Annotated in this window: 25 protein-coding genes and 2 pseudogenes; 13 read left to right on the top strand and 14 right to left on the bottom strand. The window is 69.5% G+C overall.

The genetic code is table 11. The features are described 5' to 3' along the window. The first annotated feature begins 2 nt into the window (after window positions 1–2). Both ACZ4UV_RS27430 and ACZ4UV_RS27425 read left to right on the top strand, forming a co-directional pair. Window positions 3–506: a hypothetical protein gene (locus ACZ4UV_RS27430; RefSeq protein WP_467841399.1), complete on the top strand. Its 504-nt coding sequence runs from the start codon at window positions 3–5 to the stop codon at window positions 504–506. Next, window positions 503–1,168 carry a class I SAM-dependent methyltransferase gene (locus ACZ4UV_RS27425; protein ID WP_467841396.1) on the top strand — a complete coding sequence of 222 codons (666 nt, stop codon included), beginning with the start codon at window positions 503–505 and terminating at the stop codon, window positions 1,166–1,168. The genes ACZ4UV_RS27430 and ACZ4UV_RS27425 overlap by 4 nt, the downstream gene beginning before the upstream one ends. Before the next feature lie 175 nt (window positions 1,169–1,343). Here ACZ4UV_RS27425 and ACZ4UV_RS27420 read toward each other — a convergent pair whose 3' ends face one another. Next, entirely contained in the window at window positions 1,344–1,880 is a 537-nt protein-coding gene (locus ACZ4UV_RS27420; protein WP_467841392.1) for a GNAT family N-acetyltransferase, read from the bottom strand. Window positions 1,881–2,053: 173 nt separating this feature from the next. Here ACZ4UV_RS27420 and ACZ4UV_RS27415 point away from each other — a divergent pair, with 173 nt between their 5' ends. Further along, entirely contained in the window at window positions 2,054–2,383 is a 330-nt protein-coding gene (locus ACZ4UV_RS27415) for a hypothetical protein (RefSeq protein WP_451023341.1), read from the top strand. A gap of 818 nt (window positions 2,384–3,201) precedes the next feature. Here the strand turns inward: ACZ4UV_RS27415 and ACZ4UV_RS27410 are convergent. The 6 genes and pseudogenes from ACZ4UV_RS27410 to ACZ4UV_RS27385 all read right to left on the bottom strand — a co-directional run bounded on the left by ACZ4UV_RS27410 (window position 3,202) and on the right by ACZ4UV_RS27385 (window position 9,116). Beyond that, the gene (locus tag ACZ4UV_RS27410; protein ID WP_467841823.1) at window positions 3,202–3,510 is read right to left on the bottom strand and encodes a Rossmann-fold NAD(P)-binding domain-containing protein; all 309 of its coding nucleotides are present in this window, start codon (window positions 3,508–3,510) and stop codon (window positions 3,202–3,204) included. A gap of 18 nt (window positions 3,511–3,528) precedes the next feature. Next, a pseudogene (locus ACZ4UV_RS27405) lies at window positions 3,529–3,630 on the bottom strand (short-chain dehydrogenase/reductase); the annotation flags it as partial. 19 nt (window positions 3,631–3,649) lie between these two features. After that, a pseudogene (locus ACZ4UV_RS27400) lies at window positions 3,650–3,841 on the bottom strand (alpha/beta fold hydrolase); the annotation flags it as partial. Between the two features lie 327 nt (window positions 3,842–4,168). Continuing rightward, complete coding sequence (locus ACZ4UV_RS27395) at window positions 4,169–6,928, bottom strand: helix-turn-helix transcriptional regulator (RefSeq protein ID WP_467841389.1); 2,760 nt, start codon at window positions 6,926–6,928, stop codon at window positions 4,169–4,171. A gap of 459 nt (window positions 6,929–7,387) precedes the next feature. Then, a complete protein-coding gene (locus ACZ4UV_RS27390) occupies window positions 7,388–7,552 on the bottom strand; it encodes an NmrA family NAD(P)-binding protein (protein WP_451019975.1) in 165 nt (54 codons plus the stop codon). Between the two features lie 139 nt (window positions 7,553–7,691). Further along, entirely contained in the window at window positions 7,692–9,116 is a 1,425-nt protein-coding gene (locus ACZ4UV_RS27385) for an MFS transporter (RefSeq protein WP_451019974.1), read from the bottom strand. Window positions 9,117–9,227: 111 nt separating this feature from the next. Here ACZ4UV_RS27385 and ACZ4UV_RS27380 point away from each other — a divergent pair, with 111 nt between their 5' ends. Then, a complete protein-coding gene (locus ACZ4UV_RS27380) occupies window positions 9,228–9,854 on the top strand; it encodes a TetR/AcrR family transcriptional regulator (protein WP_467841385.1) in 627 nt (208 codons plus the stop codon). A gap of 96 nt (window positions 9,855–9,950) precedes the next feature. Here ACZ4UV_RS27380 and ACZ4UV_RS27375 read toward each other — a convergent pair whose 3' ends face one another. From ACZ4UV_RS27375 to ACZ4UV_RS27365, 3 genes are all read right to left on the bottom strand, one after another. Then, complete coding sequence (locus ACZ4UV_RS27375) at window positions 9,951–11,354, bottom strand: MFS transporter (protein ID WP_451019972.1); 1,404 nt, start codon at window positions 11,352–11,354, stop codon at window positions 9,951–9,953. A gap of 66 nt (window positions 11,355–11,420) precedes the next feature. Continuing rightward, a complete protein-coding gene (locus ACZ4UV_RS27370; protein ID WP_451019971.1) occupies window positions 11,421–12,341 on the bottom strand; it encodes an amidohydrolase family protein in 921 nt (306 codons plus the stop codon). A 5-nt stretch (window positions 12,342–12,346) separates the two neighbouring features. Then, window positions 12,347–13,372, bottom strand: a complete 1,026-nt coding sequence (locus tag ACZ4UV_RS27365; RefSeq protein WP_467841381.1) for an amidohydrolase family protein — start codon at window positions 13,370–13,372, stop codon at window positions 12,347–12,349. A 175-nt stretch (window positions 13,373–13,547) separates the two neighbouring features. Here ACZ4UV_RS27365 and ACZ4UV_RS27360 point away from each other — a divergent pair, with 175 nt between their 5' ends. From ACZ4UV_RS27360 to ACZ4UV_RS27330, 7 genes are all read left to right on the top strand, one after another. Then, window positions 13,548–14,216 (top strand): response regulator transcription factor, encoded by a 669-nt coding sequence (locus ACZ4UV_RS27360; RefSeq protein ID WP_451019969.1) that lies wholly within the window; start codon window positions 13,548–13,550, stop codon window positions 14,214–14,216. A gap of 11 nt (window positions 14,217–14,227) precedes the next feature. Beyond that, window positions 14,228–15,754 carry a sensor histidine kinase gene (locus tag ACZ4UV_RS27355; protein WP_451019968.1) on the top strand — a complete coding sequence of 509 codons (1,527 nt, stop codon included), beginning with the start codon at window positions 14,228–14,230 and terminating at the stop codon, window positions 15,752–15,754. Further along, window positions 15,751–16,743 carry a TAXI family TRAP transporter solute-binding subunit gene (locus ACZ4UV_RS27350; protein WP_467841378.1) on the top strand — a complete coding sequence of 331 codons (993 nt, stop codon included), beginning with the start codon at window positions 15,751–15,753 and terminating at the stop codon, window positions 16,741–16,743. Before ACZ4UV_RS27355 ends, ACZ4UV_RS27350 begins: the two co-directional genes overlap by 4 nt. A 185-nt stretch (window positions 16,744–16,928) precedes the next feature. Continuing rightward, window positions 16,929–17,849 (top strand): ABC transporter ATP-binding protein, encoded by a 921-nt coding sequence (locus ACZ4UV_RS27345; RefSeq protein WP_451019966.1) that lies wholly within the window; start codon window positions 16,929–16,931, stop codon window positions 17,847–17,849. Next, window positions 17,849–18,673, top strand: a complete 825-nt coding sequence (locus tag ACZ4UV_RS27340) for an ABC transporter permease (protein WP_390045896.1) — start codon at window positions 17,849–17,851, stop codon at window positions 18,671–18,673. Before ACZ4UV_RS27345 ends, ACZ4UV_RS27340 begins: the two co-directional genes overlap by 1 nt. Window positions 18,674–18,698: 25 nt before the next feature. Then, window positions 18,699–20,039 (top strand): sensor histidine kinase, encoded by a 1,341-nt coding sequence (locus tag ACZ4UV_RS27335; RefSeq protein ID WP_451019965.1) that lies wholly within the window; start codon window positions 18,699–18,701, stop codon window positions 20,037–20,039. Beyond that, on the top strand, window positions 20,036–20,701 hold the full coding sequence (locus tag ACZ4UV_RS27330) for a response regulator (protein WP_266432111.1): 666 nt from the start codon (window positions 20,036–20,038) through the stop codon (window positions 20,699–20,701). The genes ACZ4UV_RS27335 and ACZ4UV_RS27330 overlap by 4 nt, the downstream gene beginning before the upstream one ends. A gap of 70 nt (window positions 20,702–20,771) precedes the next feature. On the opposite strand, the gene ACZ4UV_RS27325 is transcribed toward ACZ4UV_RS27330, so the two are convergent. Continuing rightward, window positions 20,772–22,043 carry a sialidase family protein gene (locus tag ACZ4UV_RS27325; RefSeq protein ID WP_451019964.1) on the bottom strand — a complete coding sequence of 424 codons (1,272 nt, stop codon included), beginning with the start codon at window positions 22,041–22,043 and terminating at the stop codon, window positions 20,772–20,774. A gap of 706 nt (window positions 22,044–22,749) precedes the next feature. On the opposite strand from ACZ4UV_RS27325, the gene ACZ4UV_RS27320 reads away from it, so the two are divergent. Continuing rightward, window positions 22,750–23,160, top strand: a complete 411-nt coding sequence (locus ACZ4UV_RS27320) for a GntT/GntP/DsdX family permease (RefSeq protein ID WP_467841371.1) — start codon at window positions 22,750–22,752, stop codon at window positions 23,158–23,160. A 282-nt stretch (window positions 23,161–23,442) separates the two neighbouring features. On the opposite strand, the gene ACZ4UV_RS27315 is transcribed toward ACZ4UV_RS27320, so the two are convergent. Continuing rightward, window positions 23,443–23,787 carry a helix-turn-helix domain-containing protein gene (locus ACZ4UV_RS27315; protein ID WP_059130428.1) on the bottom strand — a complete coding sequence of 115 codons (345 nt, stop codon included), beginning with the start codon at window positions 23,785–23,787 and terminating at the stop codon, window positions 23,443–23,445. Between the two features lie 701 nt (window positions 23,788–24,488). On the opposite strand from ACZ4UV_RS27315, the gene ACZ4UV_RS27310 reads away from it, so the two are divergent. Then, window positions 24,489–24,863 (top strand): hypothetical protein, encoded by a 375-nt coding sequence (locus tag ACZ4UV_RS27310; RefSeq protein ID WP_451019962.1) that lies wholly within the window; start codon window positions 24,489–24,491, stop codon window positions 24,861–24,863. Window positions 24,864–24,990: 127 nt separating this feature from the next. Here the strand turns inward: ACZ4UV_RS27310 and ACZ4UV_RS27305 are convergent, their stop codons facing one another. Then, on the bottom strand, window positions 24,991–25,305 hold the full coding sequence (locus tag ACZ4UV_RS27305) for an SCO5918 family protein (RefSeq protein ID WP_451019961.1): 315 nt from the start codon (window positions 25,303–25,305) through the stop codon (window positions 24,991–24,993). Window positions 25,306–25,352: 47 nt separating this feature from the next. Then, a complete protein-coding gene (locus tag ACZ4UV_RS27300) occupies window positions 25,353–25,622 on the bottom strand; it encodes a CBS domain-containing protein (protein ID WP_059130431.1) in 270 nt (89 codons plus the stop codon). Window positions 25,623–25,713: the final 91 nt, after the last annotated feature.

Genomic DNA, 25,713 nt, shown 5'->3' with positions numbered 1-25,713 from the left:
CCATGGCACGATTCGTCCGCTGGTACGGCTCCGGCCCCCTGCACCTGCTCGTCCTGATCGCCTCGTTCGCCCTGACCGGCTACGCCATGGTGCGCCTGTTCGCCGTCCAGCCCTGGGAGGTGGCGATCTGGTTCGTCGGCGCGGCGGTCCTCCACGACCTGATCCTGCTGCCCCTGTACTCGCTGGCCGACCTGTCGGCGCTCTCCGTAGTGCGGCACCGAGCCGACGCCGCCGACAGACCGACGGTGCGGTGGATCAACCACCTGCGGGTTCCCGTCTTCCTGTCCGGTCTGCTCCTGCTGGTCTGGTTCCCTCTCATCCTCCGTCTGGCGGTGCCCTACCCAGGTGACACCGGGCTGTCCGACAGCGTCTACCTCGGCCGATGGCTGGCGATCACCGGCGTGCTCTTCGCAGCCTCCGCGGTCGCCTTCGCGGTGAGACTGCGCCGAGTGCGTCGCGATGACAGTGACAGCCGACCTCCTGCCGGCCACGGCACACCACCGTGACCACGGACGAGAACGAGCTGTACGACGCCGACGAGGACCCGTACGCCGTAGCCCTGCGCCCCGGCCGGGAACCGGTGTACCTACGACTGGACGACCGGCGCCGCATCCAAATCCCGGTCCACCGCTGGCACGAACAGCCCACGGCGGCCGACAGGACCGTGCTGGAACGCTGCGCCGGCCCCGTCCTCGACGTCGGCTGCGGTCCCGGCCGCATGTGCAGAGCGCTCCTGAGCCGCGGAGTCTTCGCCCTCGGCGTCGACATCACCCCCCGCGCCGTCGCCCTGACCACCGCCCTGGGCGGCCTCGCACTGCACCGGTCGGTCTTCGACCGGCTGCCTGCCGAGAGAGGCTGGCAGACAGTGCTGCTCATCGACGGCAACATCGGCATCGGAGGCGACCCCCACGGCCTGCTGCGCCGCTGCGGCGACCTCATCGCCCCCGCCGGGCGCCTCGTCGTCGAGGTCGACCCCCATGACGTGGAAGAACAGTGCACCGCCCGGTTCGAGAACGACCAGGGCCAGGCCGGACCGTACTTTCCCTGGGCCCGGCTGGGACGACCAGCGCTCCACCGGATCGCCGCCGGCCTCGCCCTCACGGTCACCGACCAGTGGACGAGCGGACACCGCTGCTTCGCCACCCTCGCCCACCAGGGACCGTCCTGACGGAGCCGTCGCGGCGACGGAAGACATGGGCACGGCAGTCGTCCGAGCCGGACGCTGTCTCGGTCCCCCGCGCGACGGAGCCCGATGAGCAGACCCCTCGTGGGCGGGACCGCCATCGAACACCCTGAGCCCATCAGCAACCCCACCCGCAGGCCAGGGGTTCGGCTCGTGCTGTTCAGCCCCCGGGGGTCCAATCGTTCGCGAGGAGGCCAAGGACGGCTTCGTCCGCACAGATGCCGTACGCCCATGCGGAACGCCGCAATGTTCCTTCCCGCGTGAACCCGACCCTGGTTGCCGCCGCGAGCATCGGGGTGTTGTCCGTGAGGGTCTCGATCTGCAGGCGCTGTAGTCCGTGTACGGCGAATCCGTACGCGCACAGCGCGTGCAGGACGTCCGCGCTGAACCCGCGGCCGCGAAATGTGGGGCGCAGGGCGATCCCGATGTGCGCCGTCCGGTTGTGCGTGTCGATGCCCCACAGGAGGGCCTCGCCGGCCAGCTCCTGCGACTCCAGCTCGACGACGGAGAAGCACGCCGCCTCGTCCGACGGCCCGGTAACGGCGAAAGGCGAGTGGCGCGAACCTGGTGGGATGGGCCGCCACGGGCGAGAGTCGGCGCGTGACCGTGTCGGCACATCGTCGTACAGCTCGGAGTGGAGAACGGGGACGTCGCTCTCGTGCCGGGCGCGTAAGCCGATCCTTTCACCACGTATCACAGCGCATTGCTATACGAGGAGTTCCAGCCGATCAACCAAGCTTCAGGACGCGACGGCTCAGTTGCGCCAAGTGGCGGCCGACCAGGCAGCTCCGTCCCCCGGCGGGCCGCGCACCGAGCCGATCGGTCTCAGACTTGGAGGAGGGGCCGAGACGGTGAGAGGGCCGGTGAGTGATGGCGGAGGAACCGGGTGCCGCGCTGGCGCTGTTTCTTGAGCGCTCGCACGCCGCCTCCCCACGGCAGGTACCGCAGCTGGTCGACGAGACCGCCCGGCGGCTGGGGATGGCCTCGGCGGTCGTCTACCTGGCGGACGTACAGGAAGACCAGCTGGTGCCCCTGTTCGGCACGGCCGAGGGCCAGGGCGAGGCCGCCCTGGCGGTCGAGGGGACGGTGGCCGGATGGGCCTACCGCACCATGTCGCTGCGGCTGTCGCGCCGCCGGCCGCTGGCGGTGTGGCTGCCTCTGGTCGACGGTAGGGATCGTCCTCGCCGAACGCGACGGTGACCGGCACGGTCAGCGTGGCCAGATCACCATCCGCGATGCGGCGGTTCTGGACCTCCAGGTCGGGGAAGAGAGCAGCAGTCCACGCACGAATCGCTACCAGCGCGTCCGACCGCGTGCCTTCGCCGAACCATTGCGGAACTACGGAGGCGGCCACCACACCGTCCGGGTCCCCGACTGCGTAACCGAACCGCGCCTGGGTGTGCGCCAGGATCCATTCCCGCATCTTCGGGTCGTCCATGAGGGCGTCGGCGAGCGGTCTGAAGTTGGGATCTCCCAGCAGGCGGATCAACTCCGGGAACTGCAAGGAAGGGGCGTCCCCGTAGTAGCAGTTGAGGAGGACTAGTCTGTCCACCGACTCGGCGTGGTCCAGAGTGAAATTGACCGCGACGGCACCCGAAGCGTCGTGGCCGACCAGAACGCAGCGATCGATTCCCAGCTCAGTCAGTACCGCACTGAGTTCGGCCTCGCGCTGTCCGGGCCGGAGGGTGGTCTCTGGCCCCGCTCGGACTTTCCGAAGCCGGAGAAGTCCAGAGCCACCACGCGCCGCGGAGTTACGAGAGGGATGATGCGGTCATAGATCCGTGAATCGTCCGGAAAACCATGCATGGCGACTACGGGTAGGCCAGTGCCTCCGTTGTCTCGGACGTGCAGACGTCCGTAGGGTGTTTCGACCGATCTGCTCGCATACTCGTCATCAGGTGTGGACATACCGTCCTCTCCGGCTTTGAGTGCCATCCCCAGCCACCTGGCATTTTGGGTACTTGCCGTCGGTCCGCTGTTCCCAGCGACTCGTCCTCGGCGCCCTGGAGGGCACAGACCTATTCGTGGTCGGTGGCGAGGGCGATGGGGCGGGCGGCGTCCATGTCCTTGCGGAAGGTGTCCAGCTTGGCGTCGAAGGCTTGCAGGGTGTCGGCTCCGAGCGGGAGGCGCAGGGGCGGTTCGGGGTCGTCGGCCATCTCGACGATGGCGCGCGCGGCCTTGACCGGGTCGCCGGGCTGGGTGTGGTGGAGGCTCGCGGCGGCAGTGCGCATGGCGCCGACGGTGGGCGCGTAGTCGTCGATGGTGTCGGGTCCGGTGTGCAGGTTGGCGGGGTCGAGGAAGTCGGTGCGGAAGAAGCCGGGTTCCACGAGGGTGACGTGGATGCCCAGGGGTGCCAGTTCGGTGTGGAGGGTCTCGGTGAAGCCCCCGACGGCGAACTTGGTGGAGGCGTAGATGCCCCAGCCGGGCGCGGTGGCGAAGCCGACGATGGAGCTGATGTTGATGACGTGGCCGGCTCGACCGGCCGTGCCCGCGGCGGTCGTGCAGGATGGCCCGGTAGCCGCTCTCTGCCACCAGGCGAGCCTGGTCGTCCCAGGCGTCGGCGTTGAGCGGCCAGCCGTGGCTGAACACCACGGGGCGGCCGCTTCCCCAGTCCTTGTAAAAGATCTGGGTGCCGTCAGAAGTGGTGAAGACTGCCATGATCGACTCACCTTTCCGCCGGCGGTATCCCGCCGGTCGAGCTGTTCCCATGTCAGCGTTTCTACAGAACTCGCCGGCGAAAGAGCCTGCTTGGAAATAGTTCAACGGACTGGCCCGTGTGCAGCGAGCCGACCATGGGCGCCACATTCGCTGGGCTTTCTCCCCACCGCCGTGCTCTGTCGTGCCCGATGCCGCTGGACCGCTTCCCATGGTGAATCAGGACGAGCGCGCGGCCATCACGTGCGGCTCCCAGTCCGCGTAGCCCGGTGACTACGAACCCGTGGCCCAGGACCGGAATCCGCCCGGTTCACACCGTCTTGCAGGGGTTCATGGACTACGGTATTTCCGATTGTCCTGCAGTTCTCGACGCGAACGCACTCCCAGTTTCCTGAACACTTTGCGCAGGTGATAATCGACGGTATGCACACTCAGGAAGAGTTGCTCGGCGATCTCGGCGTTCGTCGCGCCATCGGCCACAAGTCTCGCAACTCTGGCTTCCTGCGTGGTGAGGCGACTTTCACTGCCGGCCGCAGGAAGGGGACGTCGGGGCTCCGAAGGGGCTCCGGCCGCAGAGAGCTCCATGGCCGCACGCATCGCATATCCCTCCGCGCCCATATATGCGAACAGGTCACGGGCGGACCGGAGGTGATGGCGCGCTTCCTTGGTACGGCGGACCCGGCGCAGCCACTCTCCGTAGAGATGATGGCTGCGGGCGCGCCGCCCGGGGCCCCGTGTGTTCTCGTGATGCTGAATCGCCTCAAGGTAGCGCGGTTCGGCCGACGCGTCGTCTCCGAGGACAAGTGCGTCGGCGCGCGCCAGATCACCCAGGAGGGCGGGCACCGGAGTCAATTCGGCCAGGTCACGCAGATAATCCCGTATGGAAAGAGCCTGCTCCGATTCGTCGCAGCGGACAGCTGCTTCCACCATGTCGCCAATCGCGAATTTCAGTTGCGAGCTCTCCGCGAGACACCCCTCCAGGTTGCTGAGGGCCTCGGCATAGCGGCCCTGGCTCAGCGCGACGACACTTCGCGCATAGTCACGGAATACCAACTGGTAGCCCTGCCCGTTACGAGATGCCTGCTGCGTAACGATTTCATCCAGTTCCCGAGCGGCGACGTATTGACCACGCCAGGCCGCGATGAGAAGTGCTCCGATGTGCTGCTCGTTGCCGCGTGCCTCTTCCCACGCGGACCGCTTGTCGAAAAGGATTTCCGCCTCCCGGACGCGTCCGGCAACGAGTTCGGAAACCGCCGTGTGACTGAGCGCGAGAGCCAGCGGAATGGCCGCTCCCTGTGCACGGGCCTCCTTTTCCATGCGCAACGCCAAGGTGTTGAGAGCGATATCGTCACCCAGCAGGGTTGCGTGGGCACATGCTGCGGCGAGCCACTGGAACAGTTCAGGTGCCGTCGCCGGAGCTTGACGTACTTCGTCGACGGCGCGGTGAAGGTGGGCCGCCGCTTCGGCGAGTCCTTCGAGATGCAACGTGGCATCGGCGTCCAGGAGAGCGTCACCGGGGGTGCGGTCCATCTCCGGGGGCAGCGGCAGGTCCCGGATCAGCTGGGCCACCGCACGCCGGGTGCTGACGGCGGGGGCCAGGGACCCGCCGATCTGCGCCTGCACCACCGCCTCCACCAGGACGTCACGGGCCATGCGGATATCAACGGGCGCGAGTTGCCGAGCGGCAGAGAGCAGTGCTCCCGCAGCAGCGCCCGTGTCTCCGACAAGTCGATGGATTCGCGCTTGGACACGCTGGGCCTGCCCGTTGTAGTGCGGATCCGCTCGGTAGGCCGCTGCTTCGTCGAGAAGCGCCTGCCCTCGCCCGGGCGATCCGGCGACCACACTCGCTTCGGCCGCGGTGAGCAGCCGGCGTGCGCGGGAGGGCAGGTCGGTGGTCAGCGCGGCGGAGCGGGCGAGGATGGTGGAGGCCGCCGCCCACCCTCCACGGCTGACGGCACGCTGCGCTGCGGTTTCGAGCTCCATGGCGACGGCGTCGTCCGGGTTCGTGGCTGCCGACGCGAGATGCCACGCTCGAAGGTCCGTGTCGCCGAGGTCACCGGCCACATCGGCGAGGACCGCATGGGTTCGGACGCGGAGGGCGGTGGGTGCGGCGTGATACACGGCTGCGCGAATGAGGGGGTGGCGGAAGGTGACACGGTCCCGGATGGTCAGCAGGTTCTGCTCCTCCGCCGGCGCGGCGGCATCGGCGTCGTAGTCGAGAACGGCTCCGGCGCGCCAGAGGACCTTGGGATCGCAGGTAGGGTCGGCAGCGGCGGCAAGCAGCAGGGCCCGGGTGACATCCGGCAGGGCCAGAGTCTCTCGTACGTAGAGTTTCTCGGTGGCCTGGCCCAGTGGAACGGGGTCGGGAAGCGGTGAGGCGCCGCTCAGTTGGGCGGGGCTGAGTTCTCTGGCTGCTTCGATCAAGGCCAGCGGGTTGCCTGTTGTGGCGGATACGATCCGGTCGCGTACCTCGCCGTCGAGTACTCCGTCGACAGCCGCCTCAAGTAACTGAGCGGCGTGTCTCTCGGTAAGGGTTTCGACCAGTAGCGAGGGCAGTCCCTGGAGAGTGGGGGCTGATTCGGTGCCCTCACGAACGGCGAAGATCAGGGTGAGGGACTCCGCGTACATGCGCCGCGCGATGAAGCCCAGGGCAACGGCAGACTCCTCATCCAGCCACTGTGCATCGTCCACCAGGCACAAGAGCGGCCGGTCCGCAGCAGCCACCGTGAGCAGCCCCAGGGCGGCCACCCCGACGAGGAGGCGGTCCGGCGGGGCGGTGTGGTCCTGGAGGCCGAAAATGCGCCCGAGCGCGTTGCGTTGTGGGAGCGGTAGCTGGGGCAGACGAAAGAGATGAGGAGCGAGTAGGTGGTGGAGGGCTGCGTATCCGAGTTCTGCCTCGGAATCGACGGCATCAAATCGCAGGATCTGATGGCTTTCCTCGGCTGCGGCCTGAACCTGATCGAGCAGGGCGCTCTTTCCGACGCCTGGTGCACCGCGGAGAACGACTGCACTGCTCAGGCCGGTTCGGCCGCGCTTGAGCAGTGACTGGAGGCGGCTGCGCTCTTCGTCGCGGCCGAATAGCTGATCCATCTGTTGTCCTGTGGGCCTTCCGTTGCCGCTGGCCGTGCTCACGCAGCAGTCAGACCGGTCGCGGTCGCGCCGCGCGTCCCGTCTCCCCTCCGTGCCTGGGCGGGCAGCCCGAGGTGCTCGGTTGTCGGGTCGGGGCAGGCTGTCCGCAGCAGGATCCGAAAGCTCCCGGGTCAATACCCGCACGTGATCGCTTCCATCAGTAGATCACGCGGTTTCAGGGGCGTGACGGTCCTTTGAAAGGTGGCCTGGCATGGCACGTACTCGACGATGACCGGGGGCGTCGGCCGGGGACGGGGGAACCGCTCATCGTCGCTCCGCCGTAGACACCTCATCCGCCGTCATGCGGCGAGAGCATCGGACCGCAGCGAGCATGTGATGCCGTCGATGGCTGCGTTGAGCCGCCCGGCGACAGCCGTCAGCTGTGGCATCACAGCCGGGGCTGCCGCCATCAAAACAGGTTCAGCCTGGGTACGGACGACAACAACGTAGGGCGGCGAGCCGCTCGGCGCGCCCGTCGAGGCTCCGGACGGGGGCGCGGACATGGTGGCCGCGCTGGAGCAGGAGTTCGGTGGTCTGGCCGCCGGTCTTGCCGGTGGCCCCGATCACGAGGAGGTTGCGTTCCATGAGGGTGATCTCCGTTTCTTGAGCGGGAGCTGGTGGGAGCTCCGGCGTCAGTCCTGCGCACCGGTGCCGCGCGAGGTGGGGGGACGCTGGCGCGATGCCCGTCCGGCAGAGGGCGGTGGTTGCGCGCCCGACCCTGTGGTCAGGGGGTGTGGCGGGGCCGGAGGGCGAGCAGCGCGCTGGCCGCGGCGATTCCTGCGCCGGCCTGGACCCACCAGGCGTGGTCGAAGCCGGTGGTCGCGGCCTGGGGGGTGAGGGCGACGAGCAGGGCCACACCCACGGCGCTGCCGATCTGCCGGCTCATGTTGAGTACGGCGCTGCCGGTGGTGGCGCGTTCGGGTGCGAGGGTGCCGGCGGCGGCGAACAGCGGTGCCTGGGCCAGACCGCCGGCCAGGCCGACCAGGATCAGGCCCGGGAACATGCCGCTCCAGTAGTCGGGGGTGGTGTGCACGGCCGCGAGCCAGTACCCGGCGGCGAGTGCCATGGCCAGCGTGCCGGTCACGGCGGGGGCGGTGCGTCCGAAGCGGCTCTGGATGGGTCCGGCGTTCATGGCGAAGGCGATCGAGGCCAGGGGGGCCGGGGCGATGGAGACGCCTGCGCGCAGCGGGCTGAAGTGCCAGACCTCCTGCATGAACAGCGCGGTGCTGAGCAGGACGATGGCGAAGCCGGCGGAGAACAGGAAGAGGGCCACGGTGGCGGCGGTGAACGGCCTGCCGGCGAACAGCTCCTTCTCGATCACCGGCGCCTTGGCGCGCAGGGTGCGCTCGACGGTCGCGGCCCCGGCCAGGGCGGCTGCGGCGAACAGGGCCAGGGTGCGGAGGTCTGTCCAGCCCCACCCGGGTCCTTGGACGGTGGCGAGCACCAGCAGGCTCACGGCCAGCAGCAGTGCGAGGGCGGAGACCGGGTCCGGCAGGGCGGCGCCCTTGGGCTGGCGCACCTCGGGCAGCAGCAGCGCTCCGGCGACGAGGGTGGCGACGCCGACGGGAACGTTGACCAGGAAGATCCACCGCCAGTCGAGGGTGACGAGCAGGCCGCCGACGGGCGGTCCGGCCGAGGCCGCGATGGCGCCCACGCCCGCCCACAGGCCCACCACCAGGGTGTGCTGGCGCTTGGGGAAGCTCGGGTAGAGCAGACCGAGCGAGGTCGGCACGATCATCGCCGCGCCGACGGCCTGGAGGGCGCGGGCGGCGACCAGTACGCCGAGACTCGGTGCGGCGGCCGCGACGGCGGAGGTGAGGGTGAACAGCGCCACTCCGGACAGCAGCATCTTCTTGCGTCCCCAGTGGTCCGCGATGCGGCCCGCGGGCACGAGCACGGCGGCGAAGACGATCGCGTAGGCCGACAGAACCCATGACACGCTCGCGACGCCCGTGCCCGGGAACGACCGGCCGATCCCGTCGAGGGCGACGTTGACGACGAAGAAGTCGAGCTGCGCCATGAAGGCGACGGCGCCCAGCACCGCCATGATGCTCCAGCGGCGCGGGTGGCCCCCGTCGGTGACAGCCGGAGCCGCACCGGCGGGCCATGTCGATGTCGCGGCTGCCTGCGGTGAAGCCTGTGTGGACATGGCGTCCGCCCCTCACTCGAAAATGGGCTTGCTAGCCCTTTTTGGGCTCGGCCTCATGGGACACCCAAAAAAAGAGGCTGTCAAGCCCATTTTTATGCTAAGGTCATCCGGATGACCGCAAGCAGCGAAGTGCCGGCTCGGAAGCTGACCCCCAAGGGTCTGGCCACCCGCGAGCGCATCATCGCGGCAGCAGCGGAGCTGATCTACGAACACGGCGCCCAGAACACCAACAACGAGCAGATCCGCGAGGCCGCCGGAGTCAGCGGCTCACAGCTCACGCGCCACTTCCCCACCAAGGAGGCCCTGGTGCGCGCGGTGCTCGCCTGGCAGGCCGACAGCATCGTCGCCCGCCACCAGGCACCGGAGCTGGGCGAGCTGGACAGTTTCGCCGCCCTTCATCAGTGGGCCGACTCCTACATCGCCTCGCAGGACATGCTGCGCGGCGGCTGCACGTTCGGCTCCCTGGCCGCCGAGGTCGTCAAGGCCGAACCCGCCCACCGGGACACGGTGGCCGACGGCTTCGAGCGGTGGCAGGCACTGTTCCGGCGCGGCTTGAGCAAGATGCGCGAGCGCGGCGAACTGCGGCCGGAAGCCGACCCGGCCGCGCTCGCCCACCTGCTCACCGCCGCATTCCAGGGCGGAGCCCTCCTGGACCAGGCGGCCGGCGATCCCACACCCCTGCGCGACGCACTGCACGGCGCCCTGGCCTACATCGAATCCTTCGCCGTAGAGGGCTGAGCGACCCGGCACTGGCGGACACTCGGCGGCACCCGATGAGAGAGCCCGCAGCCCGGTGAGGCCGCAGAGGGATCCGGACGGCACCCGCCCACTGCTCTACGAAACTCCAGGACTACCGGCTGTCGACTGGATCGGTCCTGGTCCGGCGGGGACGCCCACCCGTTGCCGTTCCGCCTCCGCGAGGCGCGCTGAGCGTGTCCGGGTGCCGAAGGCGGCCAGGGCGATCACGCCGAGCAGCCAGGTGCCGGCGATGAAGTAGAAGACGCTCTGGTAGCCGTGGCCGTTGTAGAGCGCGGCGACGATCAGCGGACCGGCGGCGTTCGACAGCCGGCCGAGGCCGTAGGAGACGCTCGTGCCCAGCGAGCGGCTGCGGGTGTCGAAGAGCTCGGGAGAGTAGGCGTAGGCGAGGGCGGTGTAGCCGCGTTCGAAGAGGTTCACCAGGAAGCCGAACACGACGACGAGGACCGGGTCGAAGGTGAGGCCGTACAGCAGGCCGCAGACCGCGATCACCGTGCCGAAGGCGACCAGGCACCATGTGCGCTCGAACCGGTCGGTGACCAGGGAAGCCAGATAGCAGCCGAGTGGTGCGCCGACGGTGGTCAGGGCCACGTAGAAGACGGACTTCTCGACGCTGAAGCCCTCCTTGGCCAGCAGGGTGGGTGCCCAGCTGGAGTAGCCGAAGAAGCCGATGGTCTGCGTCATCCACAGAACGCTGAGCAGCAGCGTCGGGAAGAGGTACTTCCGCTGAAGCAGCAGTCGCAGCGGCGCCTTTGCCGACGGCTTTTCGCCCACCGGGGGCGCGGGCTCGGGCAGGGGCCCCTTCTCCGCGGCGACGCCTGCCTCGATCTCCCGCAGGATCGCGTCCGCCGTGGCGTGGTCTCCCCTGCTTTCGAGCCAGCGCGGTGACTCCTTGAGGTGCCGGGTGAACAGGACGAGCAGGATGCCCAGCGAGCCCCAGAGGTAGACCAGCCGCCACGACCAGTCGTTGAGCGGTACCACTGCGCTGGCGATGAGGTTGGTGACGGGGGTGCCGCAGATGCCGATCGCGATGGCGTACGCCTGGTACTTGCCGCGGGTCGCCGACGGGTACATCTCGTTGACGTAGACGACCCCCACGACGGTCATCGCCGACAGGCCGGCCGAGGTCAGGACGCGGAAGACGCCCAGGGATGCGAGGTCCCAGGAGAACACCGCCGCGAACGAGGAAAGGCCGAAGAAGAGCGTCGTCCACAGCAGGGCCCGCTTGCGGCCCCAACGGTCGGCGATGGATCCCGCGAGGATCGCCCCGACGAACATGCCGACGAACGACAGCGAGGTGACGTAGGCGATCTGGTCGACTGTCACACCCCACAGCTTGATCAGTTTCGGTGCGGTGGTGGCGAAGCTGTTGATGTCGGCGAACTCGAAGAAGTAGGCGAAGGCGACGGCGAGCAGGGTGACCTTGTGGAACCGGGAGATTGGAAGCCGGTCCAGCCGGTTCAGCGCGTTGGCGTGTTGCATGAGCGGGCCTTGTCGAAGTCGGGGAGGTGGGAGGGGAGTTGGGGGCGTCAGCGGGGAGTTGAGGCGTCAGATGTCCTCGTCGGGCCAGTACAGGCGCATCGGGTTGGCGACGAGGAGCTTGTGGCGCTGTTCGTCGGTGACCGCCACCCGTGGGAGGTAGTCGACGAGGAGGCCGTCGTCCGGCATGTGGTCGGTGAGGTTGGGGTGCGGCCAGTCGGTGCCCCACAGCACCCGGTCGGGGAACTCCTCCACGACGCGGCGGGCGAAGGGGACGACATCGGTGTACGCATGGCGTTCGCCGTTGAGGGCGGCTGGTCCCGTCACGCTGAGGCGCTCGGGGCAGGTCACCTTCACCCAGACGTCGTTGTCCTCGACGAAGCGCAGGAACCGGCTGAACTGCGGCCCCTCCACCGGCCGGGTCACATCCGGGCGGCCCATGTGGTCCACCACCAGCGACACGGGCAACGACCCGAAGAAGCCCTCCAGTCGGGGCAGATCGGCGCTCTCGAAGTAGAGGACGACGTGCCAGCCCAGCGGGGCGACCTTCCTGGCGATCGTCTGCAGGTCGTCCTCGGGTGAGGCGTCGACCAGACGCCGTACGAAGTTGAAGCGCACTCCGCGCACGCCCGCCGCGTCGAGGGCGAGCAGTTCGCTCTCGTCGATGTCGGATCGGACGGTCGCGATGCCGCGTGCCCGGCCGCCCGCCGCCCGGACGGCGTCGACCATGGCGCTGTTGTCCACGCCGTGGCAGGTGGCCTGCACGATGACGTTGCGGGCGATGCCCAAGTGGTCGCGGAGTGCGAAGAGTTCGTCCTTGCCGCCGTCGCAGGGCGTGTACTTGCGTTCCGGCGCGAAGGGGAACTCGGCCTGCGGTCCGAAGACATGGCAGTGGGTGTCGACCGTTCCCGGCGGCAGTCGGAAGTCCGGGTCGGTCGGATTCTCGTACCAGTCCAGCCAGCCGGGGGACTTGGGGGAGAGCGTGCTCATGTGCGTCACCGGCCCTGGCGCTTCAGCAGCGCGTCGAGGCGGGGGTACACGGCGCGGGCGTTGTGCTCCTGGACCGCCGCCAGGTCGTCCGCGGTCAGCTTGGCCGCCTCCGCGTAGCGGCGGGTGTCGTCGAAGTGGTGGCCGGTGCACGGGTCGACGTCCCGCACCGCGCCGATCATCTCCGAGGCGAAGAGGATGTTGCGGGCCGGAATGACGTCGTAGAGGAGGTCGGAGCCGGGCTGGTGGTAGACGCAGGTGTCGAAGTAGACGTTGCCCAGGACGTGTTCCTCCAGCGGAGGTTTCCCGAGTGCCATCGCGAGGCCCCGGAAGCGGCCCCAGTGGTAGGGGACGGCGCCGCCGCCGTGCGGGATCACCAGGCGCAGGGTCGGGAAGTCCGTGAACAGGTCGCCCTGGACCAGCTGCATGAACGCCGTGGTGTCGGCGTTGAGATAGTGCGCGCCCGTGGTGTGGAAGGCCGGGTTGACGCTCGTACTCACGTGGATCATCGCCGGGATGTCGTACTCCACCATCTTCTCGTAGAGCGGGTACCACGAGCGGTCGGTGAGCGGCGGGGCGGTCCAGTGGCCGCCCGAGGGGTCGGGGTTGAGGTTGACCGCGACGGCGCCCCACTCCTCCACGCAGCGCGTGAGTTCCGGAACGCAGGTGGCCGGATCGGCACCGGGAGACTGCGGGAGCATCGCGGCCGGCACGAAGCGCTCCGGGTACAACTGGCTGACCCGGAAGCAGAGTTCGTTGCAGATGGCCGCCCAGGCGGCGGAGGTCTCGAAGCCCCCGACGTGGTGCGCCATGAAGGAGGCACGGGGCGAGAAGACCGTCACGTCGATGCCGCGCTCGTCCATCAGCCGCAACTGGTTCGGCTCGATGCTCTCGCGCAGCTCGTCGTCGCCGATGCACGGGTCCGCGAGGGCGGGGGCGGCCGACGGATCGGTGAGGGCGGTGGTCTGCCGCTTGCGCCATGCCTCCAGGGCCGGCGGGGCGGTCGTGTAGTGACCGTGACAGTCGATGATCATTACGGCGTCCTTCTCAGGCTGCTGGGTGCCGTGCAGCCTGGCCGCGCCCCGCACCGGCGGACGAGAGGGCCGAACACAGAACTAACCTCCCCTTAACACTCCGGCGAGCACCCGGTCGGTGTGGTCTACATTCGGCTGGATGGGTCGTCGGAGTGACCGAAAGGAGGTGGGCGGAGTGCAGATACTGCTGGCCGAGGACGACGACGGGGTCGCCGCGGCACTCGTGGAGGTCCTCTACGACCACGGTCACGTCACCAGACGCGTCCGGTACGGCCGGGACGTGCTGACCTACCACCGCAGCTCCGACCTGCTGCTTCTCGACCTGGGCCTGCCCGACACCGACGGACTGGCGGTGCTGCGCGCCCTGCGCGCGGTCAGCGACATGTCGGTCGTGGTGCTCACCGCCCGCGGCGACGAACGCTCGGTCGTGCGCGGACTACGGCTCGGGGCCGACGACTACCTCGTCAAGCCGGTACGCCTCGCCGAACTGCTCGCGCGGATCGACGCGGTCACCCGTCGGACCACGGCGAAAGACGGTCCGCCGGTGCGGACGGTCCGTGCCAGTGACGTCGAGGTGGATCTCGACGCGCGCCGGGTCCGGGTCGGGGGGACCGAGGTCGAGCTGACCACCAAGGAGTTCGACATCCTCGCCGTGCTGGCCGGCCGGGCCGGCACCGCGGTCAGCCGTGAACAGCTCCTGGACGAGGTGTGGGGCGACGCCTACCACGCCGTCTCCCGGTCGCTCGACGTCCACCTCACCCAGCTGCGGGCCAAACTCGCCCGCCCCGAGCTGCTCACCACGATCCGGGGCTTCGGCTACCGCTTCGGGGACCCCGGGAACTGAGGAGCCTCCGCGTGCGCACCCGGGTCCAGGCCGCGCTGCTGCTGTTCGTCGTGATCGCGGTGGCCGCGTTCGCCGTACCGCTGCTGCTGTTCACCGCGTCCGACCGCACCCAGCAACTCGTCCTCGCCCGCAGTGCGGACCTCGACCGCCTCGCGTCCCTCATGGACCAGGCCGCACAGACCGGCGACACCTCGGCCGTCACCGCCGAAGCCCGCCGCTACACCCAGCTGTACGGCGAACCGCTCGTCGTCACCGACACACGCCGCAGACCGATTGTCCAGACCGGCGGTATGCAGGCCGCCGATCCCGCTGTCGGCCGGCTCCTGGACGCGGCGCTGCGCAACCAGACCGCGCATCCCACGGGCGCGCTGCGTCCCTGGTCGAAGGGGTCCCGGATGTTCGCCGAGCCCGCGGGCACCGGGACCCGGGTCTCCGGCGCCGTCGTGCTCCGGGCCTCGGTCGACACGGCGGCGGAGGACATCACCCGGCGCTGGGCCGCCGTCCTCGCCGGGACCGCTCTGGTCGCCGTCGCCTGCACGGTCCTCGCGCGGGCCGCGACGAAATGGGTGGTCAGCCCGCTGCGCCGCCTGGACCACGCGGTCGGACAACTCGCCGCGGGACTCCCGCCCGAACAGACCAGGGCCGGCGGCCCACCGGAACTGCGCCAGCTCGCGACCGGCTTCAACCGCATGGCGCGTACGGTCACGGCGGCCCTGGAACAGCAGCGTCGGCTCGTCGCCGACACCTCCCACCAGATGCGCAACCCCATGGCCGCGCTACGGCTGCGCGTCGACGCCCTGCACCGCCATCTGCCCGCCTCCGCCAACCGCACGTACACCGGCGTGACCACCGAACTCGACCGCTTGGAGACCCTGCTCGACGACATGCTGACCCTCGCCACCGCGGAACACCGCGCCGGGGAACTCGCCGTGTCCGACGACTCCGGCGCCCACTGCGACGCCACGGCGGTCGCGACCGCCCAGTACCGGCTGTGGGAGCCGGTCGCCCACCGCGCCGGCACCCGCCTCACCCTCCACAGCGCCGAGAGCCCGGTCATGGCCGCCTGCACGGACCACGAACTCGCCCAGATCACGGACATCCTCCTGGACAACGCCATCAAGTACGCGGGCCCGGACGCCGAGATCTCCCTGCGCTGCACCGTCGAAGGCCGCCACACGGTCCTCACGGTGACGGACGACGGACCCGGCCTGACCTCGGAGGAAATCGCCCAGGCCACTACGCGATTCTGGCGCTCCGGCCGACAACGACAGGACGGGACGGCTGGAACGGGCCTGGGGCTGGCCATCGTCGAACAACTGCTGGCGGGCCGGGAAGGCCGACTGGAACTGGGGCCCGCACGACCACGAGGACTGCGGGCCACAGCGCTTCTGCCGTGCGCCGTGACCGACGCGGCCGACCGTGGCGACGGCGTCCGGATGAACGGCCACAGCCATGCCCGTCGCCCGTCGCACGGGCGGCTCGCTCCCGATCCCGAGGCGACCGCAGCCCGCCGTGATCCGCGGGGCGGTACACGATGACCCGCCCTGTCGACCGCCGCACCCTTCTCCACGCCGCCCTCGGCGCGACGACCGTCGCCGTCCTCGGGGGCGCGCTCACAGGCGACGCCTCCGGGCAGCGGCCCGGACCGAGCGGTGTCCTGCGCTTCGCGACCGGGGAGCCCACGGCCTTCTACGAGGCTTTCGGCCGCCTCCTCGCCGCCGAAGTCACGGCGGCGTACCCCCGTCTGAGCTGCCGTGTCCGCACGACCCCGGGCAGCCTCACCAACATCGAACTGCTCCGCGACCGCCGCGCCGACCTCGCGCTCGTCCTCACCGACACCGCACGGGCAGCCCAGGGCACCGCCCTCTTCCCGCACCCCGTGCCCCTGCGGGCGATCGGCAGGTTGTACGAGACCTACCTCCAGTTCGTCGTCCGCGCAGACTCGCCCGTGCGCACGGTGTCCGACCTGGCCGGACATACCGTGTCGCTCGGCGCGGCCGGATCGGGCGCGGCCGTACTCGGCGAACAGATCCTGCACGCCGCGGGCCTGTCCCCCGGCACCGAGGTCGCCGTACACCATCTTCCGCTGGCCGACGCGGCCGACGCCCTGCGGGCGGGCTCGGTCGACGCTCTGCTCGTGGCGGGCGGCGTACCGCTGCCGGCTCTGTCCGAGCTGGACGACCGGTTCGGTCTGCGGTTCCTGCCGCTGGCCAGGCTGCTGCCCCGGCTCGGCGGACAGGGCGGCCAGGCGGGCTCGGGCCTGGAAGAGGTGTCCTTGCCGCAGGGCGCTTACCGGGCGGCGGGCGGGGTCGCCACCATCGGGGTGTCCAACCTGCTGGTGTGCCGCTCCGAACTGCCCCGCGGCGTGGCCGAGGCGCTCACCCGCCTGCTGGTCCTGCGCGCGACCGAACTCGTTCCCCGCAACGCCGTCGGCACCCAGTTCCTCGACGTCCGCAGCCTCATCGGCACAGGCGCCATCCCTCTGCACCCAGGGGCGATCGCGGCATACCGTGCACTGCACGGCTGAGCCCCGGACGACGTTCCGGGCGTCCGGCCAGATCGTCGTGACGACCACTTTGCCGGTGTACCGCGGTACCAGCGGCCGACGGTGATTGTGACCTCCGGGTCCACGGGTCGCGCCGTAGCCGCTCCTAGCCTCGAAAGCAGTGACCCGGCCGGATGCCGGGCCAGGCAGAAGCGGGGATCGGCACCGTGATCGAAGTTCGTGGACTGACCAAGCGCTACGGGGACAAGACGGTGGTGGACAGACTGAGTTTCACCGCCCCGCCCGGACAGGTCACCGGGTTCCTGGGACCCAACGGGGCGGGCAAGTCCACCACCATGCGGATGATCGTGGGTCTGGACGCGCCCACCAGCGGTACGGCCCTGGTCAACGGCAAGCCCTACGCCCGGCATCGCGCCCCCTTGCAGGAGTTGGGGGTACTGCTGGAGGCGAAGGCCGTACATCCGGGCCGCTCCGCGTTCGACCACCTCATGGCGCTCGCGTACACCCATGGCGTGCCGCGTCGACGGGTGGAGGAGGTCATCGACCTCGCCGGTCTGCACGAGGTGGCGCACAAGCGGGTCGGGGCGTTCTCGCTGGGGATGGGCCAGCGGCTGGGCATCGCCGCCGCGCTCCTCGGTGATCCCGCAGTCGTCGTGCTCGACGAGCCGGTCAACGGGCTCGACCCCGAAGGCGTCAGGTGGGTACGGGAGTTGCTGCGCGGGCTGGCCGCCGAGGGCCGCACGGTGATGCTGTCCTCGCACCTGATGAGCGAGATGGCACAGACCGCCGACCGCCTGGTGGTCGTCGGTCGGGGGAAGCTGCTGGCCGAGACTACCGTCGACGCGCTGGTCGAACAGGGTGAGGACAAGAGGGTGCGGGTGGCCACCGGCGAGCCTGCGCGGCTGCGGTCGCTGCTGGCCGCACCCGGCGTCACCGTCACCTCGACGGGCGCCGAGCGGCTGGTCGTCTCCGGCCTGGACACGCGGCGGATCGGGCAGGTCGCCGCCGAGCATCAAGTGCCGTTGTACGAACTGGTCACCGAGTCGGTGTCCCTGGAGGAGGCGTTCATGCATCTGACCCACGACGCCGTCGAGTACCACAGCAGCGACGCCGGGAAGGCCGCCTGATGAGCGCGAACACCATCACCGCCACCACGCCGGTGCGCCCGAAGTACCGTGTGACGGGCCGGCGAGTGATCCGTTCCGAATGGTCCAAGTTCTGGTCGCTGCGCTCCAGTTGGATCACGCTGGGTGTGGCCGCGCTGTTCCTGGTGGCCATCGGGGCGATCGCCGCCGCCCTCTACAGCCCGAGCGGGCCTTTGGGCGGAAAGGACGCGGCATCCGGTGCGGCGCTGACCCTGGCCCTGGCCGGCACCAACCTCGCGGCCCTGGCCGTCGGTGCGCTCGGTGTGCTGCTGTCGGCCGGTGAGTACAGCACGGGGATGGTCCGCTCGACGTTCGCCGCGGTGCCGGGCCGGCTGCCTGTGCTGTGGGCGAAGTGCGCGGTGTACGGCCCGATCGCGTTCGTCACCTCCACGGTCGGCGCCCTGGCCTCGTTCCTGCTCGGGAGCGCCGCCCTGCACGGCGAGAAGATCGCCCTGTCCCTCGGGGACGCCGGGGTCTTCCGGTGCCTGGTGGGGGCGGGCCTGTATCTGGGTCTGGTCGGTGTGTACGGCGTGACGGTCGGCCTGCTCGTGCGCAACAACGCCGGGGGCATCGCGATCCTGGCCGGTGTGGTGCTCGTCCTGCCCGGCCTGACCGGGCTGCTGCCCAGCTCGCTGGGAGACACCGTCAGCCGCTACCTGCCCAGTAACGCCGGCCAGTCGGTGATGACGCTGCACGAGTCCAGCGACTCCCTGGTCAGCCCCGGAGCGGGAGTGACGGCGCTGCTGGTGTGGGCCGTACTGCTGCTGGCCGGTGCCGCCTACCGGCTGCGCCGCAGTGACGTCTGAGGTCCCGTCCGCGAGGATGGAGCCGATGGACGACAGAACGAGGGTGGGGGCGGCCCGGGCAGGGTCGACCGCACCCTCGCCCGGGGCGGACGCCGTCTGGGCACACCCCGTCATGCGGACCCTGTTGCAGGTACTGAGCCGTCTGCGGGCGGCGGACAGACGGCGTCGCTGGCTCCTCGACACCGTCGTAGTGGTCCTCGTTGCCGCCGCCGCGCCGCCGGATCTGCTGGTGCACAGCCCGGAGCATCCGGTGTCGCGCCCGGTGGGAGCCGGCCTGCCCGTCGGTGTGGTGCTGGCCATCGCGGCCGTGCTGGTGATGCCGCTGTGGTGGCGGCGCCGCAATCCCGCCGCGGTCTTCGGCGCCTGCCTCGTGGTGTGCCCGGTCATGTGGTCGCTGGGCCTGGGGCCCGCGGCCGCCGCCGTGCTGCTGATCGCCCTGTTCGACCTCGCCCTGCACGCTCCGCCCAGGGCGATCTGCTGGGCACTGCCGGTGACCGTGGCCGGGTGGGTGCTGATCGTGGTCACCGTGATCCCGGCGGCCAATCCGGTGGCCTTTCTGGTCCTGTCCGTCGGCACCGGCATCGGGGCCGTCGCCCTGGGCCTGACCTTCCGGGTCAGCCGGTTGTACCTGTCCGCGCTGCGGGACCGCGCGGCACGGCTGGAGGTCGAGCGCGACCAGCGCGTCCGGCTGACGGCGGCGGCGGAGCGCTCGCGGATCGCCCGCGAGATGCACGACATCGTCGGCCACAACCTGTCGGTCATGGTGAACCTCGCCGACGGCGCCGCCGTGCTCACCACCCGCGACCCCGCACGGACCGAGCAGGCACTCCATCTGATCGGCGACACCGGCCGGCAGGCGATGGACGAACTGCGTCGCGTGCTGGGGGTGCTGCGCGAGTCCCGGGAATCGGAGGACGACGGCACGCCCAGGTCCCCGCAGCCGGGTGTCCGGGACCTGGAAACCCTGCTCGACCGGGTGCGCGCGGCCGGCCTGCCGGTTGCCTACCGCACCGTCGGCCCGGTCGACGAGCTGGGCCGCGGTGTGCAGCTCACGGTGTTCCGGGTGGTGCAGGAAGCCCTGACCAACACCCTCAAACACGTCGGCCCCGGTGCCACGGCCGACGTCACGGTCGCGGTCGAGCACGGCCGGCTGCGCGTCCGGGTCACCGACACCGGTTCACCGTCGCGGAAACGGGCCACGGCTTGCCGCGGGGACACCGGACACGGCCTGGTCGGCATCCGCCAGCGGGCCGCGCTCTACGACGGCACCGCAACCATCGGACCACGCGACGACGGCCAGGGCTGGATCGTGGAAGTCCTGCTGGATCCGTCCGCCTCGGCCACATCAGGAGAGTCCGCGCCATGACCACCGTGTTGATCGCCGACGACCAGCCGCTGCCCCGCATGGGCTTTCGGATGCTGCTCGACGGCACCCCCGGCATGAGCGTCGTCGGGGAGGCCGACAACGGCGCGCAGGCCGTCCGTATGGCAGCCGACCTGCGCCCCGACGTGGTCCTGATGGATGTGCGGATGCCCGGTATCGACGGCATCGAGGCGACCCGCCGGATCGTGGCGGCCGGCGCTCGCACCCGCGTGATCATCCTGACCACCTTCGATCTCGACGAGTACGCCTACGCCGGCCTGCGCGCCGGGGCCAGTGGCTTCCTGCTCAAGGACGTCCGGCCGGCGGAACTCCTCGCCGGGATCCAGGCGGTCGCGACCGGCGACGCCGTCGTGTCACCCCGGTTGACCCGCCGCCTGCTCGACGCCCACGCCCACCACTTCCTGGCACCCGGCGCCCAGCGCCACACGGACGCGCGGCTGACCGCGCTCACCGAACGCGAGCACGAGGTGCTCGTGGCGATCGGCATGGGGTGGACGAACGCGGAGATCGCCGACCGTCTCGTGCTGACCGAGTCCACCGTGAAGAAGCACGTCGGGCGGGTCATGGCCAAGGTGGGCGCCCGCGACCGGATCCAGGCAGTCATCGTCGCCTACGACGCGGGACTGGTCACTCCCCGCCCTTGACCTGTGTTGGTTGCATGACAATGGTTCGCCGAGGCGCCTCGGCGAACCATTGTCATGCGGAGGACTGCTGTCAGTTCGTCGCCTTCGAGGCCGGGCGCTTGTACAGCTTCAGCGGCACCCGGCTGATGATCGAGTCGAGGGAGGAGTTGTTCCGCCCGTCGGCCCAGGTGACGTAGGCGTACTTGTCCGTCAGGGTGATGCCCGACCAACGGTCACCGGGAGGGCCCATCTCCCCGACCGGCTCGGTCACGTGGTTGACCTGCACCGGGGCACTGAACGAGCGTCCATGGTCGAAGGAGACGACCGAGAACGCGTCACCCGTGGTGGTCCGCCACATGACACCCAGGTCGCCGTTGGCACCGAAGTCGATCGCCGGACGCTGGGCATTGGGGGTGGCGATCGCCGCCGGGCCGTTCCAGGTCTTGCCGGCGTCCGGGGTGACGTAGACGTCCAGAGTGTTGGAGTCCCGGGGGACCATGACCGCGAAGCGGCCGCGGTGGGAGGTGTCGGCGGCGACCCATGGGACGGGGTCGGCGGCCGCGCCCAGCCCCGGAGTCGGCACCAGAGAACCGGTGCCCGCCGCGACAGGGGCTCCCTGGCCGTCCTTGACGGTGGTGTTCGTCCACGTCTTGCCGTCGTCACGGCTGACGTGGAAGTTCACCGGCTGCCCCGCCTCCTGGGAGGCGGACGCGAGGATCCCGCCGTACACGGCGATCTCACGACCCGGATAGCCGCAGACCAGCGGGATGCCCGGCGCCACCTCGATGCAGGGCATCGGGCCCGGTATCACCCGCGAGTCACTGCTGAAGGTCTTGCCTCCGTCCGCGCTGACGGAGACCGCGCTCGGGTACTCCCACGCCGCTCCCGCGACCGCGTAGACCTTGCCGGTCGCGACGTCCACCCGCATTTTCGGGGCACCGCCGAGCAGCAGCGGTGTGGACACCGGGTCGGTCCAGGTCTTGCCGCCGTCCGTCGACCTCGCGACCTGGTTGTGGTTCACCAGGTTCGCGTCCAGACCCGAGCTGACCTGGTTGTTGTCCACGTACACGGTGCCCTTCGCGTCGAACTGCACGCTCGGCTCACCGCACTTGGGCGCCGCGGTACCGAGCGGCCAGGCGACCTGGGTCCAGGTGTCGCCCCTGTCGTTCGAGTAGGCAAGGAAGCACCCGCCGTCGATCGGTTCCAGGCCCGGCGACGGCGGGAAGATGGTCGAGACGAAGACCAGGTTCTTCGGGTTTCTCGGGTTGACTGCGACCGTCGGCTGGCCTTCCTTGGTGGCAGGCATGTCGGTGACGTCGACTTCGTGAATGACTGCGTTGCCCGCGTCAATCGGCGAGGCCACGGCAGCGGGTGTTCCATACAGCAGGAACAGTGCGGAGAACGCCGCCGCACTTAACGTCGTGGATGAATTTCTGAACAGCACCATGTGATCCTCAATTTTCGTGTCCAGTGGAACAGGGTTCGTTTTTGCTCTAGGGCACGGGATCGAAAGTGGTCGGATGGGTGAGCGTCGTTTTCCCTGGCCGGGTTGCCGCCGGCGACGAACGCTCCCTGCACCGGTCGGACGGATGTCGTCCCCGTGGCCGCAGGCTTGGCCAACTCTCACGAACATCGCTCCGGGAAGCCTGTTTCCCGCCCGGTCCGCTGACGTCGGGTTCCCGTCTGCGGTCCTGGAGTCAATGGCTTGCTCCATTGCCAAAAGGCAAAATCGACTCCGATAAGCGGTAAATTGCTTCTCTTCGCTGCGTTGTGATCCGGCCCGCTTAGGCTAGAGAGATCCACCGTCGCACCCGTGGGACTACGGGAGAAAATTCGCCCGACGGAGTGGTACCGCAGTACCATTCCGTCGGGCGAATCCCTCATCTACGGGTAAGTCGGCCGAAAATGACGGTAGAGATCAATACTGTGGTGAGTGGTGACTGCGCCTATTGGCTCCCCGGCCAGGGATCGCCGACGTTTGCACAAGAGCGGCGGCCGGGTGGCGGAGTTGACCGAATCGCCGGCAGGGCGCACCGCAGTGTCGTGACGTACGCGAGTTGGGCGGTGGTATGCGAGGCGACGGGCACCTCATACTCCTGGGCCGGCTGATCGCCCTGCTCCTGTCCCCCACCACCGGTTCGGCCACGGTCGGGATCGTCTCCGCAACCGGCATCGTCGCACCGCTGATCGGCACCGGCGGTGGCCCGGAAGCGTCTCTTCCCGTGATTGCCGTCGGTTCGGGCTCACTGGGCCTGGATTGGCGCCGCACTCCATTGGGCCAGTCGGCACTGAGGACACTGCGTCGTATGGAGGTCTCTCGGCTTCACCCTCGACGAGATGCGCGCCCGGCTGGAGGCCACCGACAGCCTCGACTCGGGCCGAGGGACTGCCGCTCGAGGAGGGTGACCCTCCGCCGGAACTGGTCCGTGGTTTCGAGCGGGCTGCTTAAGCAGTGGGTCGAGCATCGGGAGCGACCATAGCCGGCTGGGGCATTGATCTGGGCGTCGGCTGCACCATGTGATCGCAGCGCGGCGGTGGGGCTCGCCGTACCCGAAGCGCGGCATCGGTGCACGGCCTTCCTGATGCCCACCCTTGATGTCGGCCCGGTGAGGGCTGGGTGCGCCGGATGGGCGGGAACCGGCCCAGCTCCACCCTGTCGCTCCCACGACAGCCGACGCTGTCGTCACCCCGACCGCGGGACTTCTGGCCCGTACTCTCGTGTGGCCACCACAAGACGCTCCGGGTGGCCCGCGCCCACGCGATCAGCTGGAACCGGAGCTGCCGGCCGCCTCGTCCGCGGCACGACGGTACTCGGCGTTGATGCGCTGAGCTTCCTCGAGCTGGTCCTCGAGGATGACGATGCGGCAGGCGGCCTCGATCGGGGTGCCCCTGTCGACGAGTTCGCGGGCGCGAGCGGCGATCCGCAGTTGGTAGCGGGAGTACCGGCGATGCCCACCCTCCGAGCGGAGCGGAGTGATCAGACGAGCCTCGCCGATGGCTCGAAGGAAGCCCGGGGTGGTGCCGAGCATCTCGGCTGCCCGGCCCATCGTGTAGGCGGGGTAGTCGTCGTCGTCCAGAAAATCACTAAGAGGGTTGTCCGCTGTCATGTCACCTCGCTGTGCAACGCGTCGAGGGGCCTTGGTGCCGTACGGCACCAAGGCCCCGAAGGAAATTCAACACCATCTGTCGGCCCTACTGCTGTGCCGACCTTCTGTTTCCGCTACCCGGCCCGGCAGAGGGGCGGGGTAGCGGGGGATCGCAGCTGCTTGACCGGGGACCACCATCCATTCCGGGGTCTTGCGGTACCCGGGCCGAGTGCTTCTCGGGCCGGGCGATCCTGATGGCGTCTGCTCCTCCGTTCCTCTCTGAACCAACCACTGGATGAATCGGCACTGCGGTACTGCTGCGGCAGCTCCTCGACATGCGAGCCGCCCAGTGCGGCTCCCAGCGCCGTCGCCGTTCTGGGAAACCTTGGCTTCGAGGCTCGAGAGCCGCACTGACCTGCGAACTTCGTGTACAGCTACCCGCCAGTTCGTTTCTGCCGGGTCTCGTTCGACCGTGTTCTACGACAGGAAGCATAACCACGCTGGGAGGCAATGTCTACTCTGGCAAGAGTAGATTTCACCTCTATGGCAGAGGAGGAATCCTGCCACCTGCGACGACGACCTCCCCCTGGGTCGTCGCGCGCGGCGCCACGACGGACGGGGCCCCTCGCCGCTCGGTCAAGAACCGCCTCCCGCCGTCCGCGAAGCTGCTTCACCCCCCGCGGGGCGGCCCCGAGGCAGGCGGCTGCATAGGATCTGCTCTCATGTCGAACCCTGATGAACTGCTTGTCGCCCTCTCCGCCGCGGTGGAGTCCGAGCGAAGCAATCAGATGTCGCTGACCGTGGTCGTAGGTGGCGCCGTCATCACCGGCCGGCTGGCTCCCGAGGCCGTGTGGAGGGAGCGGGTGGCGGAGGTCCTGAAGGAATCGGACCGCCTCGGGCCGTTCTCCGGCGTCTTCACCAGCGGCCCGCGAGGGGAACGGCCCGGCCGCGGCGGAGATCCCACGCATCTGCACTTCCATCTCGCGCGGATCCTGCAGGGCAGCCTCGGTATCCCGGAGACGGGCGGCATGTACCGAGTCGCAATCAAGGACGTCAGCGCATGGACCGTGGGCGATTTCAGCTACTTCGACCGGTGAGACGCCGTCCCCGGCCCGCTACTCCGCCAAGAGTCTCCGAGCGGACGAGGACACAGCGGTGGGGGCTCTGTCGACGTGCGTCGACAGAGCCCCCACCGGGATCCTGAGGGCGGTTACCCGCCCGTCCTCACACGTCCACAGGGCAGGTGCCGTCGACCAGTGCCGACGGGGTCCGGAGCGGAAGGGGAACGCTCACGGGCGCGGCCTCGGGGCCGTCGTGGCAGGCGAAGCCGAGGCTCGCCATGGCCCGGGTGACTTCGCCGACGGTGAAGTCACGGCGGTCCTGTCCCGTGGTGACCTGGCCCACCTGCTTGACGGGGAAGCGGCGGCGGCCGATGGTCACGGACGCGCCTGTGACCAGCTCGGGCTTGACGCCCTTCATCGAGGCCAGCACCCCGATCTTGGTCAGGTCGAACGGGTACCGGGCGATGACACAACGCATGATGCCTCCCAGGCATGACGGAAAGGAACTGACCCGGGCGGGGTGGATCAGCCGCGGACGGGAACAGGCCGGAGCCGGCTGCCGAGGACGTCCCGCAGACGGATGCGGTCCGTGTACGTGGAACTGGCACGGAGAACGGCGAGCCGGGCCAGAGTGATCGAACCCGTGCTCTGGTCGTCGCCGTCGCACACGGTCAGGTACTCGACACGTGCACCCGCCATGACGGCCAGAGCCACCTCGACGGTCATGTCGTCACAGACCCGAGGCCCGTACGCTTCCATACCGTCGACCACGGTCGTCGATGCGGGGTCCGCCACGCGGCACTGCGTCTGAGTGGGCGTCAAAAATGCCTCCTGCGGTGAGGGTTGGTCGTCTTGGTGGCCATTGCGGCCTGGGGAGACCGCTGCG

It is taken from the genome of Streptomyces sp. NPDC028289, from assembly GCF_055565975.1.
Note: the sequence above shows the minus strand (reverse complement) of the source record. Positions and strands in the feature narration are given on the sequence as shown.